Here is a 17,282-nt window from a genome sequence, read left to right as displayed (position 1 = left end):
ATATTTGATTTAAAACAGTTTTTCTGATATAATAGGCATTGGGGGTGACTTGATGTTTCATATAGGAGACAAAGTTTTCTATCCAATGCATGGCTCAGGGGTCATTAGGACAATTGAGGAAAAGGAAATCGAGGGTAAAAAGCAGTTTTATTATGTAGTAAATATAATTCATAGAAACATGCAAGTTATGGTCCCTGTGGATATGACAGAACGGCTGAGAATGCGTCATATCGTTGAGCCCGAAAAACTGGATCATTTGCTTACTACCTTCTATGAAGGCGAGACAGAGTCTGTTTTAAATGAAAGTCAACGGCACCGCAAAAATATGGAAAAAATTAAGAGCGGTGATATCTACGAAGGCGCCCAAGTAATTCGTGATCTGGTTCGCATTAACCAAAAGAAGAAACTGGGAATGCTTGAAAAAAACATGTTAGAGAATGCCCGTCAGATCTTAATTAGTGAAGTTGAACTGGTGAAGGGAATTTCCCAGGAACAGGCTTCCAATTTATTGAACGAAGTTTTAAAGGTAGAGTAAAAATGTAAAATGTCCTGACCCGTTTATAAAGGGGCAGGATATTTTTATTTACATCGGCTTTTGCTGCTGTCAGAGGCTCGGCGCAAGCTGTGATTTCTTTATGTAGAAATCGAGTAGGAGCTAAATAATTAATTTATTTAGCGACCTCTCACACCACCGTACGTACCGTTCGGTATACGGCGGTTCAATAATTTTAACGTAAATGAAATGCCTCGTATTTCTTCGCTATGTTCATATAGCCTAGAGATTCGAGGTATTTGTCTGTTAGTGTCCTTTGTAAAATAGCACTTCCCGCAACACGCCAATACCCTAACCGTGTATTGGCATACTGCCAAGCTCTATTCCTATCCAGTCCCAGCTTTTGTAGATTCACAAACTTAGTCTGAACTTTCTTCCATTGCTTCCATAGATACATTCGCAGCCTGCGCCGTATCCATTTGTTCATTTCTTTCATGTTATTGCTCATGTTTGCAATGGAAAAGTAGTTCAACCAGCCTGTTGTATATTTCCTCAGTTCTTGCAGTGTGTCTTGGATTGCCCACCCACGACTTCGGTTGGTTATTTCCTTGATCTTCTCTTTGAAACGTTTCAAGACTTTCCCATGCGGACGTATTCCGATTTGTCCCGCTACCTTATGCAATGCAAATCCCAGAAACTTCACCCTCAGCGGACTGCCGATTTGGCTTTTCCGCTGATTTACTTGTAACTTCAAAGTTCCCTCAAGGAATTTCACACAACTCGCCATGACCCGCTTGGCTGCACGTTCCGTCCTGACATAGATATTGCAGTCATCTGCATATCTTACGAACTTATGTCCGCGCTTCTCCAGCAGTTGGTCAAATTTCGTCAGGTAGATATTGGATAGCAGTGGTGACAGGTTTCCTCCCTGCGGGGTTCCCGATGTACTGGGGCTGACTATACCGCCTTCCATGACTCCACTTTTCAGGTATTTCCGGATTAAGACGATGACTCGTTCATCCTTGATTTCTTCACGGAGCATGTTGATAAGCATGTCATGATTTACCGTATCGAAGTACTGCGCCAGGTCAATGTCTACTACTTTCGTGTATCCTGCCCTATAGTATGCTTCGGCTTGCTTTATCGCCTGATGCGCATTTCTGCCTACTCGAAAACCATAACTTCTTTCTGAAAATTTCTTTTCAAAGATGGGCGTTAACACTTGGGTTATGGCTTGTTGTATTAACCTGTCTAGTACGGTCGGTATTCCTAGCTTTCGGGTTCCTCCGTCCGGCTTAGGTATTTCTACCCTTCTCACGGGTTGAGGGGTGTATCTTCCGGTTCGCAGGGATTCAAGAAACTCTTCTTTATTGTCTTTCAGCCACTGCTTCATATCTCCAACCTGCATGCCATCCACTCCGCCTGCACCTTTCTTGCGCAGTACCTGGGCATATGCTGCATTGAGATTGTTTCGGTCTAGTATTTCTTCTAACAGATTTACGCGGTTCTCTTTTGCATCTTCCAGTGTCGTCATGCTCCGCGCTCCCTTGTTACTCTCTGCTTCCAGCATACCCTGGCAAGGGCAGCCCATTTTACTGGTTTTCTGCTCTCTTAACATGACTTCACCTTCCTTTGCTCAAGAACTCGATTATTGTTCAGTCCTTCTCGAAAAACTTCGGTACTATGACCTCTGCTGACTTCTCACAGTAAATCTTATTTCAACCATGCTTCGATTGAGTTATCTTCACATGTCTGTGAGATCTCCCCGGGTAAGAACGCAATCTTTCTCTCCATCTATCTGCCACATTTACAGCGCAAACTTTCGGATAGTTTCGGGCTTCGGTTTGTTATGCAACCTTACCCAGTTTACACTGCCTTATATGTGATTTCTGTTCGTCAGACCAGAGATTTGCCGCCGACTTCCTTCAGATTCCACCTCGCGGTGGACACCCTTGTCTTGAGCTATGCGCTTGGCACTATCTACCCGCGCTCGGGACTTTCACCCGTTAGATTGCGCCCATGCCGGGCGCACATAAAAAACAGGAGGGCATAGTTGCTCTCCTGTTTGTGTGTTGTTAAAAATAGGCTTATTTACTGTAAGTTTGCAAGTAGTTTAAACCTAATTGTTCGTACATCTCGAGATGCTCAATGACACTGGCTTCTTGACTGTTGCTTAAGCCGTCTACGCTGTTTACTCCGATAGCTTCTTTGATAATACTTTCGATTTCAAAGTGGCAATAACCTAAAAAAGCTAAACGTTTTAATAGGCGTAATATACGTTGTTTCATTTCGATTCCTCCCCCTAATTTAAAATTGGTAATCTATCACGTACAGGACGTAATCAGCCGCAATTACCTTCGACTACTACCAATTTACTAACTTAGAACAAAGAGAAATCCAATCTGACTGTTCTGACTTGAGTTTGTATTGCATGGTCAATAATCTTATATATAATATCATAGAAAAGCAGCATAGTCAAGGTAAGTGCCTGACTGTAAAAAAGAGGAAAGTATGGAGTATTTAGAGATACCTTTGTTGCAGAAGAAAAATAATAAGGTGGCAGGATATTGAGAAACTTATGGGTAATTATTCCATAATAGAAATGAATTTTTCCAGTTTTACATTGTTTGGGGATTTTTTTTGTTTATAGTATAATGGACATACTAGCTGAAAGGAGTACAAGCATGAAAAAATTGTTCTCAACTATCCTGTTGGTAATTTTGCTGGTGGTTTCACTGCCGTCTGGTGCTAAAGCAGGTAATAATATTACTATGCCGAATATTACCCCGGAAATGCAGGAAGAAGGTTTCTGGATCAGTAAATTAAAGGATGCGGACAAAGTTATTTTGGGGCAAAGCCAGATTAGTCTATTTAATCAGGCGGTAATTGCTAAACTCCCTGACACTGTATATGATTTGCGCCAGTATCCGGGTGAATTGAAAAGAGACGTTCTGGTGTCAATGATTACTGTGCCAAAGCTTCCCGAAAAAATCAAATACATAAGTGGTCAGTTGGCTTCAGCAGACTATTATAGGCATCTGAACGAGCAGTGCAATATAAATGGTATTGCTCCTATAACTAAGCTGCAATATGGTTTTACTGTTGAACGTGTCAGTATAAGAACTTTTCCTACGGACGACTGTGTAACTAGTCAGCCCGATGACCGTGAATTTGATGACCTGCAGGAAACTACCCTCGATCCTGCGGAACCTGTTATTATTTTGCATCAAAGTTTAAACAAGGCTTGGTACTATGTGCAAGCTTATAACTACCGGGGCTGGTTGTCCGCCGGTTCTGTAGCCATTGCTGCAAGCAGGCAGGAATGGTTAGAATATGTTGATGCAGCGGAATTTTTAACAGTTATCGATAGTAAACTTACAATAGGGGATAAGCAATTTGCCATGGGCTCCAAACTACCCTTGGCTGATAGAAAAAATTCATCACCACTTATTGATCGGTTAACGGCAAATGGAAGTTATGCGGTTAAACTTCCTGTACGCGGTGCCAGAGGAGAATTGGCTTTTGAGTTGGTTCAGGTAGCAGTAAATGATCAGGTGATTAAAGGATACTTGCCGTACACCAGGAGCAATATTATCCGCCAAGCCTTTAAACTTCAAGGAGAGCGTTATGGTTGGGGTGGCATGTATGGCGGTTGGGACTGCTCAGCTTTAGTGTTGGATGTTTATCGTAGTTTTGGTTTGACACTGCCGCGCAATGCCGATGAGCAGGAAATGGCAGCAGGACGTACTGTTGTCTTGAGCGGAAGTACAAAGGCAAGGGCAGAACAAATTATGAGTCTGGAACCGGGAGCAGGTCTTTACATGCCCGGACATACTACGCTATATTTGGGGGAAAACGAAGGACGTCAGTTCATTATTCATGCGGTGGCAGGCTACAACACCCCTGATGGCCGTGTACCTGTAATGCGAGTCGTAGTTAGCGATCTGAACCTGACCCTACGGAGCGGAAAACAATATCTGGAGGCTATGACTACCGGGAAACAGTTCCAGTAAAGTTGACTTAGAACCTTCACGGTCTTTAGCCGGTTAATCATAGGATAAAAGTGGTTAACTATTGGTTAGAGGGGGGAAACGTGTTATAATAGTGTGCGTTAAAGTGCTTAAAGGAGCTAATTTTTTACGATGACCAATATAAAGAACGTATATGATGAAGTCCAGGTCTTCTTTAACAAAGAGCTGGAATGGGATTCGGCAGTAAACCGCGATTGGGTGGAAGGCTTTTTGCGTCAAAAGGCTTGGCAGGGAGCCAATGATGAAGTTTTACGGGACCTGTGGCGCAATCTGCAAATGTTCGTATCCTATCTATCATATTCAGGTGAGACAGATATTGACGAAATGACGGCCTCAGAATACAGCTTAGCGATAGAGTGGATGATTGTTCAGGAAGAGGAATTTAACCCTAATCTCGCAACAGTACGGCACTTGTTTGATATATTACAAGAGTTTTATAACTATTTGGCTGGTAAAAAGCTAATTGCTGATACTGGTGAACTTAAACAGGCAGCAGAGTTTATGATTGGCGGAAAGCGTCTCAGATTTATGGAAGTCGAGGATGAACAAGGAGAGTTACCGTTAAAATCATTGACTGTTCCCAAAGATATTGGCCGGATTGTCGGCGAAGCGGTAGAACGCTTAATGCTTAAATTTAGTTCTTATTTCCAGCAGGAAAATTTTGTTGATGATTTTGACCGGGCTCTTACGCTTTACTTGGGGCCGCTGGGGCAAATGCCGGAAGAGGAAAATGACGATGAGTTTTGGCTGGGATTTTGGGATTACTTTTTATTTGATTATCATTTATTGGCTAATGACAATACGCCTCTTACCCAATTTCATATTGATTATAATAACAAGTTGGCCAGTGAAGAGCAAAAAATTCTTCGTGAGCTTATGGGCGCTAAATTCACCGTATTTTATGTACAAAGTGTAATTAATCAGGATTGGGTAGAGTGTGTTAATCTTTTAACCGATGAAAAATTCAGGTTGCCCAATCCGAATTTTGATTACAAGCTGATAAAAAAATTGCTGTTCTACGGGCATGTATTTTTGCAGCAAGAAGAGCGGGAACTAGTTATGATAAACTTTATCACTAGCGTTGAAATAAGTAGCAATCTACGCCGACGGATCAGAGAGGAAATTAACCGGCAGAAAGCTATGCTGGAATTACAGCAACCGGAAGCTTCATGGGTGGATTTTGTTGACAGGCATGCTAACGCTGTACGTCATACTATTGACCTTCTCGCTACTTGGGCGAGAGTAAATGTAACTTCCTACGCCCAGATGGAACGCAGCTTTCCGCAGCCGGTAACCGGTGAAAAGAACGTTAATACTGTAGTACTTGAACTGCTTGCTGTATTTATGCCGAAATTCGGGTATTCTTGCCACGACATTGTTTTGGCAAAGAAGTTGTGGCAGGATTTTTCCGGTATAGAAGCTGTACATATTCGTAAGCCAGCTGTTTGGGCGGCTGCCGTTATCCAGGCGTATTCCAAGATTAATAACGGCGACACCGAGATGCCGACAGAGACGTTGGCGGAAGAGATGGCAGTGGCAAAGTCAAGTATTAGTACTAGCAGAGCTAAGTTATTTGAAGCTTTGAAGCTGGAGAAATATGATCCTAGATATCTAAGCGAAGAAGGAATAGTTTCATTACTGTATGATTTGCAGTAAGTGTCAGGAGGAGAAATAATGCACTGTCCTAACTGTGGCGCACAATTGCATACAGGAGCAGAAAACTGCCCTAATTGTGGTTATGAAACGGGAGTTAGTGTCTTAAGCAGGCAGGAACGCGATAGTTTTAATGGTGTTACCATCGACGAAGCAAGTAAATCCGGTGAGCACCGTCAATATAGCAGCGATGAGACTGATAATGGGTCACGGATTAAAAGAATCAGTCTTTCGTTTGGTTCAACAGGTTGGATGGGAAAACTGATTGTTGCCGCCATTTTGGCGTTGCTGGTATTCTTTTTTCTTCCCTTGGTGATGTTTATACTGTTGGCGGTTGGCGCTGTTTTGATTGTCAGCTGGTTACTACAAATGCTGAGAAGATAATCGTAAATTACGTTATAATGGAAAACAAAAATGCGGACAGGTTACTGTCCGCATCAGAGTGTAGACAAATCCCGCTTCAGGCCGGAAGGCCAACAAGCGGGATTTTGTTAATAGTTACGAGTTTCATAAATTTTGATAACATAGACGGAAAAGTTCTTGAAAAAGGCGGTAACATACCGCGCTTTTTTTTCCACATTGCTAACTTCTTTAAATTCATACACGCAAAAAGAAGCGTGAGGTAGTGTTGTACTTTCCTCAAGCCACGATAGCGAGTATAGCGCATTCCATGTCTTTCTTTCGCATCTGCGAAGACACGTTCAATGGTTTGGCTTCGGCGGCGATATAGGTCTTGGCCTTGGTGAGTATGACGGACATCCTCTGCATATTCAACGCAAGATTCCCAGATATGCCGGTTTACGACTTTTGTAAAGTTTTGGCTTTGGGTACATTGCATACGCAGTGAGCATTGGACACATATCTTGGGATTGCTTTTGTATTCCCGATAGCCTTCTCTATTTGTAGTGGAATATTTTAGCACTTGGTTATTGGGGCAGATATAGCAGTCATAGTATTCGTCATAAACATACTCGTATTTCTTAAAGTATCCTTCTTTAGTCATAGGGCGTTTGTAGGGCATAACCGGTATTTTATTTGCTTGCATAATTTCACGACATACTCCCGGCGTTTTGTAACCAGAATCGGCAACTACTGCTTTTATGTCATTAAATTTTTCAATGACATCTTGAAATACATCGGTAAACACCTGACTATCATGAACATTACCTGGGGCTGTTTTAACACCAAGAATAAAATTGTTGCGCTCACAGGCCACTGTGGCGGTGTAAGCAAAGCAACGCTCTTTTTCACCTTTATGGAACATACCACTTTCTGGGTCAGTTGTACTTTCTTTGACTTCCTTTTCTTCAATCATTGTTCCGTCAGAATCATTGTCGTTGTCATCGGTAAAAGGTTTCTTGCCATGTGATTCACGGTCAGCGTTAATTTCAATCATCAATTCACGCTTATATTTATGTACTCGATGCTGGGCCATCTTTTTAACATACTTGTTTTTATTGGCGTTGGCCTTAACATGACTAGCATCAAAAAATACAGCATCTGCTTTGATAAAACCACATTCTATGGCCTCAAATAACACTCTTTCAAAGATTTTTTCAAAGAGGTCACTTTCTTTAAACCGTCTTTCATAATTCTTCCCGAAGGTAGAAAAATGCGGTATCTTCTCCTGAAAGCCGTAGCCTAAGAACCAGCGGTAAGCAAGATTGACTTGAGCATCGCTAATTGTTTGACGCATAGATGTAATACCGTACAAAATCTGCAGTACTAGCAATTTTATCAGAACGACCGGATCGATACTGGGTCTGCCAGTAGTATCACTGTATAAATCTTTAACTTCATCATATATAAAATCGAATTTTATGCTTGCATCAACTAAGCGCAGTAAATGATCTTGTGGAACTAGCTCGCTTAGACAAACAAATTCGACTTGGTCGATTATCACTCTGTTTTTCTTCTTAAGCACGATTATCTCTCCCAATCTCTTATTATCTCTATTTTACTATATTTCACACCGGATTAGAAGAGGTTCTCAAATATAAAAAGGCTGCCGACTTTGTCGACAGCCTGATGCGGACAGGTTACTGTCCGCATTTACTTTTCATTATGCTTTTAATGGCTGAGAAACCCAATCTGGATAAAGAATAGCACCATAAATAAATACATTATTGGGTGAATTTCTTTCGATTTACCGCGCAGCAGCTTAAGCAAAGGGTAGACGATAAAGCCAATACCAATGCCTGTAGCTATGCTGTAGGTCAGAGGCATTGTAACAACAACCAGGAAAGCCGGGAAGGCTTCTTCGGTATCTTTCCAGTCAATGTTTCTTAGACCATCCATCATAAAAAAGCCGACAATGATTAATGCTGGTGCGGTAACTGCCGGGATAGCAGCAAGCATTTTCGCTACCGGCAGGGCAAATAGGGTAAGACCTAGGAGACTGGCAGTTACTACAGCAGTGAGGCCTGTCCGTCCGCCTACGGCTACGCCGGCACCTGACTCGATATAAGCTGAGGTTGGGCTTGTTCCTAATAGAGCGCCGACTGTCGTAGCAATGGCATCTGCCAGGAATGCTCCTTTGGCGCGGGGAAATTTGCCGTCTTTTAAAAGCCCGGCTTGTTCGGCTACACCTAGCATTGTGCCGGTAGTATCGAATAGAGTAATTAGCAAAAATGTAAATACGACAGCGTATAGGCCTTGAGAAAATACACCGCTAATATCCAGTTGAAACGCCGTACTTGTTAAGCCGGTTGGCAGCATAAAAAGCTGGGGTGGCAGATTCATCATCCCAAACATAGCAGCAATTACGGCTGTTATAAGCATGCCGGCAAAGATAGCACCCTTGACGCGGTACACCAGTAATATCAGGGTTATAATCACACCAATTACTGTTAGCAGTGTCATTGGTTCGGAAAGTTTTCCCAAGGTAACCAAGGTTGCCGGGGAGGCAACGATAATTTTGCCGTTTTGTAGTCCGATAAAGGTGATAAATAAGCCAATACCGGCAGTTATAGCATGCTTTAAACTTGCGGGGATAGCATTAATTAGTATATAACGGAATTTAGTCAGCGATAACAGTATAAATAAAATACCGGCAATGAACACTGTACCAAGTGCAATTTGCCAGGAGATCTGTGTGCTGATAACAACACTGTAGGTAAAAAATGCGTTCATACCCATTCCGGGGGCAATTGCAATTGGATAATTGGCGAAAATACCCATAATTAGAGTTGCAATAATGCTGGCAATGGCCGTTGCCATAAATACGCCGTTAAAGTCCATGCCGGCAGCGCTTAAAATAGCCGGGTTTACTACAACAATATAAACCATTGTCAAGAAAGTTGTTACACCGGCGATGACTTCTGTAGAAATATTGGTGCCGCGCTCTGTAAGTTTAAACCACGAATTAATGATGTATCTCTCCTTAGGTTGCAGATAGTAGTGTATGTTTTAACTTTAGATATTCTTGGGTGAAATATACGCTGTTCTGTGCTTCTCGGTGATCAAATCCGTAGGCACGGCGGCTGACGGCCAATACCGGCGGTGCTTGTATGCGTTTTGCTACTGCCATACCTGTGTAGAGCCGCCACCAGCGTTCAAGATCATCAATAAAGTGACGAGGGGTCGGAAAAATTTTATCTACCAGTCCGGTCGCGCAGCCCAAGCGTTGTTCAAGTACATGGGAACCTTCCTTGTACCAATGTAAAATGTCTTCAGGAGTAGCTCTATTCCAATATTCCATAAACGCGCGGAACAAGTAGTCGTGATAAGGATAAATAATGGGATCGCCTTTGCCCTCATCAACTGATTGGTCAAAAGACAGTTCGGCACTGGGGACCAGATCAATGACGGCTTGAGGAATAACCTCTTTACCATACACGCAGGTATTCAAGTAATTAGCTAACTCATACACCTGGTGTTTCCACAAATCTGCTAGCGCAGCTAAAAAGCCGGCTTGGTCACCATAGAGGGTCGAATAACCGACAGTAAGCTCGCTTTTATTGGCGTTACAAGTAAAGCCACCGCCGAACGCAGCAGCTATGCCTGCCAGCAGACGTGAAGAACGGTCACGGGCTTGCATATTTTCTAGGACAAAGGATGATATCGACAGTTGGAAGGATTCGTTACTGGTTAGTTTTGTAATTGGAGTACCGCTGAGTTGCGCAGCCGTATTTTCTACAGATTGCTCAATTGGCATGATCGTGTATAAGCAGCCAAGGTTTTGTGCTAACTGGGCCGCCAAATCTTTGGTTGTTTTGGAATTAAATTTGCTGGGCATATTGACGAGCAGAATATTTTGGGGAGGGATAATGCTGGCATATAGGGCAGCACATACCGCTGAATCGATTCCGCCGGAAACGCCAATTACAATTTTGTTCATACCGATTGACTGTAAAAACAGGCGTACTCCATAGCTTACTGCCTGATAAAGGCTAACGGTAGTAAAGTCGTCCGGTACGCTGACGGGGCTGAGATCACGTCCGCCTGCAGCGATAGTAAGGTCGATATATTCAAGTTTTTCAGTGAAGGGCGGGCAGTAAGCAATTATTTGACCATCCCCATTATATACAGTGCTAAAGCCGTCAAAGGTATAAACTGTTTTTCCATTATTCTGCAGGCCTGTGTTATTAACATAGATTAGTGGCTTACCTGTTTCTTGGGCTTGTTTGGAAAACACCCTGTTGCGTTTGTTGTTTTTCCCTAAGGTAAACGGAGAACTGGAGATGTTTATTATTATGTCAAGAGCGCCGTTGGTAGTAAGAGCGGTAATCGGGTCAATGCTATAATCGTCGCTCCAGCCATCTTCGCAAATGATGCAGCCCAGGTGGTATTCCTTATTTTTAATAATTACCGCAACAGGTTCTAGCAGAGACTCTACGTCTTGTTTTAGGTCAATTGCTAGTTTGCGCAAGCTGACAAAGTGCCTGGTATCATCGAATTCACGGTAATTTGGCTGCAATGTTTTGATGCGTGTGGCAATAAGCTGTTCATTCTGTGCGACAAAACAGGCATTATGCTTGCGTACCCGTCCATCATCGCCCCGTTTGCTCCAATCTACGGCTATATTCCCATAGATAATGCAGATATCCTGAGAAGCGGCGATTATCTGTTTCCCGAAGGCTTCACAATCCCGTAAAAAAGCTTGCTGTTCCCAGGTATCTCCTAATAGGTAGCCAGGTATGGCCATTTCCGGGAAAATAATTATATCGGCATATTGCGTGCGGGCAGTGTGAATCATTGATAACATTTTATCTGTATTTAAATCCGGCCTGCCAGGAATTACTTCCATTTGGGCTAAAGCAATTTTAAGCAAAAACCATTCACCTCAACTCGTACAAATGACATGCTGTGTATTGTTCGCTGCCAGGTAGTGCTTGTCCTTCCTGTACTTTGCAATTATAGATTATTTTAACGGAGATTACCAGATTAATCTGGTAATCTCCGTTTTACCTTACTAATATTATCTGTAACTACAACAAACTAATACTGCTCGGGACCTTCGTAATTATTTCTTGGTTAATTCCGACTGCTGTTGTATTTGCTTGGAACATAGCGGCCAAATTGAGAGCCATATTGCGATAAGCTGCTTTATCCGACCAGGATTTTTCCGGCAAAAGTAAGGAAGCAGGAATTTCTGGACAGGTTACAGGTATGTGGAGATTAAATATAGGGTCTGTAACGTAATCAACGGTATTTAATTTACCTTGTATAGCCGCAGTGACCATTTGTCTGGTCACTTGAATGTCAATGCGTTTGCCTACTCCGTAAGGCCCTCCCTGCCAGCCGGTATTTACTAAAAATACTTGGACTTTATGGGTGCTTATTTTTTCTTTTAGGAGATTGGCATAGACAATTGGTTTTAATGGTAAAAAGGGAGCACCAAAACAGGGCGAAAAGGTTGCTTGTGGTTCAGTAATTCCATGTTCGGTTCCCGCCAGTTTGCTGGTATACCCTAAGAGATAATAATACATGGCCTGAGCTGGCGTAAGTTTGGCAATAGGTGGGAGGACACCAAATGCATCGGCTGTTAAGAAGATGACGGTACTGGGATGAGTGCCAACACCAGGATAGATACTGTTGGGGATGTGGCTAATGGGATAAGCTGCTCTTGTATTTTCGGTAACTGCCTGATTAGAGTAATTGGGTATGCGGGCGTTGTTGTCGATTATGACATTTTCTAAAATGGCTCCGAATTTAATGGCATCCCAAATCTGTGGCTCATTTTCCTGAGACAGATTTATGCATTTGGCATAACAGCCGCCTTCTATATTAAATATGCCGTTTTCACTCCAGCCGTGTTCATCATCACCAATGAGATGGCAGGCGGGGTCTGACGAAAGTGAAGTTTTGCCTGTACCGGAAAGACCAAAGAATAAAGTAACCTGACCCTGAGAGCTTTGGTTGGCAGAGCAATGCATAGACAAAATGTTTTGTTTTGGCAGCAGATAATTCATAACTGAAAATACACATTTCTTTATTTCGCCTGCGTAGTGGGTACCGCCGATCAAGACAAGTTTTTTGTCCATGTTAATTATGATAAAGGCTTCTGAGTTTGTGCCGTCTGCAGCAGGATTGGCGGTAAAACCGGGAGCTGCCAAAATAGTTAACTGAGGTTCGGTAGGAACAGGCCAACTAGTATCTTCCGGTCTGATTAAAAGCTGTTGCACAAACACGTTTTGCCAAGCATATTCATTGATGATTTTGACTGGTAACCGGTAGTTAACGTCGGCACCGGCATAGCCGCTAAAAATAAATAAGTCTTTGTCGTGTAAGTAATTGAGCATTTTGTTATGGAGATTCTCAAATTGGTTTTCTGATAGTTTTTTAGTATTTTCCCACCAAATTTCCTGGGTGATATCAGGTGTTTCTACGATGAATTTATCATTAGGGGATCGGCCGGTATATTTGCCGGTATATACTAATAATGCTCCTGACGCTGTAAGCATGCCTTCGCCTCGCGTCACTGCTAACTCTATTAGCTTGGCTATCGGTGTATTATAATAAATCATTATAAAACCCTCCCGGAAACTGTTTGAAATCATAGTATTCGAGAGGTTGGTAAATGCGCTAGACTCAATTGAAAAAATACAATATATTATATATTGCAATAGGAAAAAGCCGTCTATAAAAGACGGCTTTTTCTACCGCAATATATAATGAATACTAACTCCTGAGGTTTCCGCTAAATCGATTACGTCGCCGTTATCCAACTGGATAATTCCCCAGGAAGGATGTTCTTTATTAGCCATTATTACCCGGCCAAGACGCCCGTCAGTTAAAGCAACCCGGTTGCCTGAGAGAAAGTTAATCATATTATCAATGAAGGTAATGCAGATTTTGGGGTCAAGCCGGTAGACTTGATCGTGAAGATTTTGCAGGCTGGAATACGGGCTTAGCATGGTTTGGGGATCTTCGCGGTTAATGGTCATTTCCTCGTCATATAAATCAGCAATGGCTACAATTTTTGAATAGGGATGGATATAAAAGTCTGTAATTCCGCCCGGATAGCCGCTGCCGTCTCGGCGTTCATGGTGCTGGAAAACGGCGGTTGTTATGCTTTGTGATATATTAGGAATCTTGCTTGCAAGCTCGTACCCATACGCAACATGTTTCATATATTGTTCATAGTTAGCTGGTGATAATTTATAAGGCCTATTAAGTAGTTCCGGTAGTAAGAGGGCTTTCCCCACATCATGCAGCAAGCCTGCCAGAGAGATAGCGTTGACTGACTCAGATGGATAGTTAAGCCAAATCGCAATAAGGGCTGAAATGGCACTGACGTTAACACTATGATACATAGTGTAATCATCACAAGGTGGTAAATTGTATAACCGGTCAATAATATTACCGGCTTCTGTTACATTTGCCGCTATGTCGTTAGCGGTTTCCGTAAATGTTTCTATAGGAATTTCCTGCGTTGACGCGATATCCTCAAAGGCTTTCTGAACGACAGTAACTGATTGATTATATGTGTTGAGAAACTTTTGTAACTTGGGATCGGTTATGGGGTTGACAGTAGTTACCTCGGCATAAACAAAAACGCTAGGTATTTTCCAATTGATTAGTTTTTGAATATTGTGTTGGGCAATAATACTGTTTTTGCTAAACAATATTTTACCGTCTGTGGAGCAGATATCACGTGCCAATTCCATTCCGGGAACAAGAAACTCAATACTCTGTTCAATTATTTTGCGGTTGTCGTCAGATGTTTCGCTCATAGGCACCTCACACAAAAGAATGGCATACTCTAGATATATATGCCAAATCTACACTTCAACACGGTAGTAATAATTCCTTCTTTAATATAGACAAGATTTTTTTAGATATTGGCAAAAAAAATTTTGGTAATTTTTTCTGACTTCAGAGTAATTTTTGAAGGATTTTTATAACTTGTGGATAAGCTATTATAGAAGTAGATTTGCGGAGGTGTTGTAGCAATGACCAATTGTTCGACAATCATGGCCATTATCCAGGACAACCGTGTTGAAACGGCCGTAAAGGTGCAAGATGTACTCACCAAGTATGGCTGCTATATACGGGTCCGGCTTGGGCTTCACGATGCGGCCGTATGTTCATGTACCAACAGTGGAATGATTTTATTGCAGTTATGCGGGGAAGATGTGCCAACTACCGAGATAGAGCGAGAATTGTTACAGATACCTGATGTCAAAGTAAAATACATGATATTGGATTAAGCGAATACGGGCGCGGCTTACCGCGCTCGTAGTATTTATCTGACTTCATTTGTTGACAAACTGAAGAAACAATAATATACTGTGAAAAAATGTAACGCCAGTAGAATTTTATTCATGGAGGGGAGATATTTGTCCGCTAATGTATATTTTATTCCTGTAGCAGACTCTTTACCAACAAGTGCACAAGCTAAAGTTATGGCTAAAATCTTTGATGCCTCTGGTGCTGAACAAACCATTGGCAATAACGATTTTGTTGCGATAAAACTTCACGTTGGTGAAAAGAAAAATACAACGCATGTAAAACCTGAATTAATTAAAGAACTGGTACAGAAGGCTAAACAATTAGGTGGTCAACCTTTTCTGACAGAAACCTCTACTTTATATAAGGGAGAACGCGAAAATGCGGTAAAGCATATTTTGCATGCTCATAACCATGGTTTCAGTATTGAAAATGTAGGTGCTCCTTTTATTATGGCCGACGGTTTGGCCGGTAACAGCGAATACGAAGTTGAGATTAATGGTGACCTACATAAAACAGTAAAGGTTGCCAGAGAAATCGTTGGCGCCGATACTTTGCTGGTTGTTTCCCATCCGACGGGACATCCGGCTGCCGGCTTAGGCGCTTGTATTAAAAATATAGGCATGGGACTAGCGAGCCGTATGGGCAAAATGCGGCAGCACTCTGCAATGATGCCGGAAGTTAACAATAAAAATTGTAAGTACTGCCAGAAGTGTATCAAATGGTGTCCACAGGATGCCATCATAGAACAAGGTGGCAAGGCATTTATTGTTACTGAGAAATGCATTGGGTGTGGCGAATGTTTGGCAGTATGCCGCTTCGATGCTGTAAAATATGACTGGAATGCTGAGTCGGGTTTTATGCAGCGCAGTATGGCGGAACATGCTTACGGTTCGGTTATTGGTAAGCCCGGCAAATGTTTTTATTTCAATGTACTAATTGATATGACTAAGGATTGCGATTGTTTTAGTGTTAATCAACATAAAATTATCCCTGATATCGGGATTCTGGCATCAAGCGATCCTGTGGCCATAGATAAGGCAACACTTGACCTGACTGCTAAGGCGCATGGTAAGACACTTGCCGAGATGTCGTATGCGCACCACGATGCTATGATTCAAATTAGTCATGCGGCTAAAATCGGTATGGGTTCACTTGACTATCAGCTTATTACTTTAGAGTAGGGTAATTTCTATGTTTTTTTGCAGCGATGCGAGAGGAGAACGCTGTTGTGAAAACGAATGCAGCTAGGATATTAGACGGTCTTAAAATTGATTATGAACTGCGCGAATATAAAGTGGATGAAAATGATCTAAGCGCCCAAAATGTTGCAGAAAAAGTAAACATGCCACATAGCCAGGTTTTTAAAACTTTAGTAGCCAGAGGTGACAAAACAGGAGTTATTATGGCCTGTATCCCCGGAGATATGGAATTAGATCTTAAAGCTTTAGCGGCTGCTAGTGGTAATAAAAAGGTGGAAATGGTATCATTAAAAGAGGTGCAGCCGCTTACCGGATATATTCGGGGTGGTGTTTCGCCGCTGGGAGCTAAAAAGCGTTACCCGGTTTTTCTAAATGACAGTGCCGTTAACTGGCCGGTGATCGCCTGCAGTGCCGGTATACGGGGATGCCAAATTGTTCTTGCACCAAGTAGTTTGGTGCAAGCGGTAAACGCTAAATTATGTCCAATAGCCCGCGGAGAATAAGATAAGTTATGTAGATGTCCGGGGAGGAGTTTTGTAATGCAGATTATTATTCACGAAAGTATTAGTCAGGTTGTTCCTAATTGCCATTTAGGATATCTGACTATTAATGATGTTATTGTCAGGGGGACACCGCCAGGGTTAAGCCAGGAGTTTGTAAAACTGCAAGGAAAAGTAGCTGATGCCTACAACCTACAGGTTCTGCCAAAGCTGCCCCGGGTTTTAGCAGTACGAAATATGTACAAAAAACTTGATTTTGACCCGTCACGCTATCGTCCAGCCTCTGAAGCGCTGGTACGGCGGGTGCTTCAAAAGAAGGATTTATATTATGTAAACAGTGCAGTTGATGTCAATAATTATTGTTCTATTAAATACATGTTACCATTTGGTTTGTATGATTTAGATCAAATTGTCGATGATATTGTTTATAAAAGAGCCGATGACGGCAGTTACATAAATATCGCAGGTAATGAAATTTCTACTGACCACAAACCGTTTCTCACAGATGCTGCCGGCGTGTTTGGCAACCCTACTTCGGATGCACGCAGGACGGCGGTTACATTGACAACCCGTAACTTACTGGCAGTTGTGTATGCCGACGAAAGTGTTACTACCGGCGAATTGAATGAAATACTTGATTTTGCGGGCAATATGTTTGTTTGCTATAATGGTGGAAAAGTGACTGGAAAATACATAACCCAGTCTAAGGAGTAGCTGCAGATACTGCCTT

Annotated in this window: 14 protein-coding genes and 1 pseudogene; 8 read left to right on the top strand and 7 right to left on the bottom strand. The window is 42.2% G+C overall.

Annotated features, from left to right (window positions below; all coding sequences use genetic code 11):
* Positions 1-52: 52 nt before the first annotated feature.
* Positions 53-535 (top strand): CarD family transcriptional regulator, encoded by a 483-nt coding sequence (locus SRRS_RS15040; RefSeq protein ID WP_371361644.1) that lies wholly within the window; start codon positions 53-55, stop codon positions 533-535.
* A 193-nt stretch (positions 536-728) separates the two neighbouring features.
* Here SRRS_RS15040 and ltrA read toward each other — a convergent pair whose 3' ends face one another.
* Positions 729-2,111: a group II intron reverse transcriptase/maturase gene (gene ltrA, locus SRRS_RS15035; RefSeq protein WP_371361643.1), complete on the bottom strand. Its 1,383-nt coding sequence runs from the start codon at positions 2,109-2,111 to the stop codon at positions 729-731.
* 469 nt (positions 2,112-2,580) lie between these two features.
* Positions 2,581-2,781 carry a hypothetical protein gene (locus SRRS_RS15030; protein WP_371361642.1) on the bottom strand — a complete coding sequence of 67 codons (201 nt, stop codon included), beginning with the start codon at positions 2,779-2,781 and terminating at the stop codon, positions 2,581-2,583.
* Positions 2,782-3,177: 396 nt separating this feature from the next.
* Between SRRS_RS15030 and SRRS_RS15025 the strand changes: the two genes are divergently transcribed.
* The 3 genes from SRRS_RS15025 to SRRS_RS15015 all read left to right on the top strand — a co-directional run bounded on the left by SRRS_RS15025 (position 3,178) and on the right by SRRS_RS15015 (position 6,561).
* On the top strand, positions 3,178-4,506 hold the full coding sequence (locus tag SRRS_RS15025) for an SH3 domain-containing protein (RefSeq protein ID WP_371361641.1): 1,329 nt from the start codon (positions 3,178-3,180) through the stop codon (positions 4,504-4,506).
* Between the two features lie 129 nt (positions 4,507-4,635).
* The gene (locus SRRS_RS15020; RefSeq protein WP_371361639.1) at positions 4,636-6,180 is read left to right on the top strand and encodes a hypothetical protein; all 1,545 of its coding nucleotides are present in this window, start codon (positions 4,636-4,638) and stop codon (positions 6,178-6,180) included.
* Between the two features lie 18 nt (positions 6,181-6,198).
* Positions 6,199-6,561: a zinc ribbon domain-containing protein gene (locus tag SRRS_RS15015; RefSeq protein ID WP_371361638.1), complete on the top strand. Its 363-nt coding sequence runs from the start codon at positions 6,199-6,201 to the stop codon at positions 6,559-6,561.
* A gap of 181 nt (positions 6,562-6,742) precedes the next feature.
* Here SRRS_RS15015 and SRRS_RS15010 read toward each other — a convergent pair.
* From SRRS_RS15010 to SRRS_RS14990, 5 genes and pseudogenes are all read right to left on the bottom strand, one after another.
* Positions 6,743-8,101, bottom strand: a pseudogene (locus tag SRRS_RS15010) (IS1182 family transposase); the annotation flags it as partial.
* A 146-nt stretch (positions 8,102-8,247) separates the two neighbouring features.
* A complete protein-coding gene (locus tag SRRS_RS15005) occupies positions 8,248-9,546 on the bottom strand; it encodes an NCS2 family permease (protein WP_371369838.1) in 1,299 nt (432 codons plus the stop codon).
* A gap of 13 nt (positions 9,547-9,559) precedes the next feature.
* On the bottom strand, positions 9,560-11,449 hold the full coding sequence (nadE, locus tag SRRS_RS15000) for an NAD(+) synthase (protein WP_371361636.1): 1,890 nt from the start codon (positions 11,447-11,449) through the stop codon (positions 9,560-9,562).
* A 157-nt stretch (positions 11,450-11,606) separates the two neighbouring features.
* Positions 11,607-13,178, bottom strand: coding sequence for a phosphoenolpyruvate carboxykinase (ATP) (gene pckA / locus SRRS_RS14995; RefSeq protein ID WP_371369837.1), 1,572 nt, complete (start codon positions 13,176-13,178; stop codon positions 11,607-11,609).
* Positions 13,179-13,277: 99 nt separating this feature from the next.
* Positions 13,278-14,354: an HD-GYP domain-containing protein gene (locus tag SRRS_RS14990; RefSeq protein ID WP_371361635.1), complete on the bottom strand. Its 1,077-nt coding sequence runs from the start codon at positions 14,352-14,354 to the stop codon at positions 13,278-13,280.
* A gap of 219 nt (positions 14,355-14,573) precedes the next feature.
* Between SRRS_RS14990 and SRRS_RS14985 the strand changes: the two genes are divergently transcribed.
* The 4 genes from SRRS_RS14985 (at position 14,574) to SRRS_RS14970 (ending at position 17,266) form a co-directional block, all read left to right on the top strand.
* Complete coding sequence (locus SRRS_RS14985) at positions 14,574-14,831, top strand: hypothetical protein (RefSeq protein ID WP_371361633.1); 258 nt, start codon at positions 14,574-14,576, stop codon at positions 14,829-14,831.
* 129 nt (positions 14,832-14,960) lie between these two features.
* Positions 14,961-16,034, top strand: a complete 1,074-nt coding sequence (locus SRRS_RS14980; RefSeq protein ID WP_371361632.1) for a DUF362 domain-containing protein — start codon at positions 14,961-14,963, stop codon at positions 16,032-16,034.
* A 26-nt stretch (positions 16,035-16,060) separates the two neighbouring features.
* Positions 16,061-16,555 (top strand): Cys-tRNA(Pro) deacylase, encoded by a 495-nt coding sequence (gene ybaK / locus SRRS_RS14975; RefSeq protein ID WP_371361631.1) that lies wholly within the window; start codon positions 16,061-16,063, stop codon positions 16,553-16,555.
* A 36-nt stretch (positions 16,556-16,591) separates the two neighbouring features.
* Complete coding sequence (locus SRRS_RS14970) at positions 16,592-17,266, top strand: B3/4 domain-containing protein (protein ID WP_371361629.1); 675 nt, start codon at positions 16,592-16,594, stop codon at positions 17,264-17,266.
* The last annotated feature ends 16 nt before the right edge of the window (positions 17,267-17,282 follow it).

The sequence above is a fragment of the Sporomusa rhizae genome, from assembly GCF_041428845.1.
Classification (GTDB): domain Bacteria; phylum Bacillota; class Negativicutes; order Sporomusales; family Sporomusaceae; genus Sporomusa; species Sporomusa rhizae.
This window is presented reverse-complemented; position numbering and strand designations above follow the sequence as displayed.

Bases quoted from the DNA above. Each gene is read 5' to 3' on its own strand.
- SRRS_RS15040 (WP_371361644.1), top strand. From the start codon at position 53: ATGTTTCATATAGGAGACAAAGTTTTCTATCCAATGCATGGCTCAGGG.
- ltrA (WP_371361643.1), bottom strand. From the start codon at position 2,111: ATGTTAAGAGAGCAGAAAACCAGTAAAATGGGCTGCCCTTGCCAGGGT.
- SRRS_RS15030 (WP_371361642.1), bottom strand. From the start codon at position 2,781: ATGAAACAACGTATATTACGCCTATTAAAACGTTTAGCTTTTTTAGGT.
- SRRS_RS15025 (WP_371361641.1), top strand. From the start codon at position 3,178: ATGAAAAAATTGTTCTCAACTATCCTGTTGGTAATTTTGCTGGTGGTT.
- SRRS_RS15020 (WP_371361639.1), top strand. From the start codon at position 4,636: ATGACCAATATAAAGAACGTATATGATGAAGTCCAGGTCTTCTTTAAC.
- SRRS_RS15015 (WP_371361638.1), top strand. From the start codon at position 6,199: ATGCACTGTCCTAACTGTGGCGCACAATTGCATACAGGAGCAGAAAAC.
- pckA (WP_371369837.1), bottom strand. From the start codon at position 13,178: ATGATTTCAAACAGTTTCCGGGAGGGTTTTATAATGATTTATTATAAT.
- SRRS_RS14990 (WP_371361635.1), bottom strand. From the start codon at position 14,354: ATGAGCGAAACATCTGACGACAACCGCAAAATAATTGAACAGAGTATT.
- SRRS_RS14985 (WP_371361633.1), top strand. From the start codon at position 14,574: ATGACCAATTGTTCGACAATCATGGCCATTATCCAGGACAACCGTGTT.
- ybaK (WP_371361631.1), top strand. From the start codon at position 16,061: ATGCGAGAGGAGAACGCTGTTGTGAAAACGAATGCAGCTAGGATATTA.
- SRRS_RS14970 (WP_371361629.1), top strand. From the start codon at position 16,592: ATGCAGATTATTATTCACGAAAGTATTAGTCAGGTTGTTCCTAATTGC.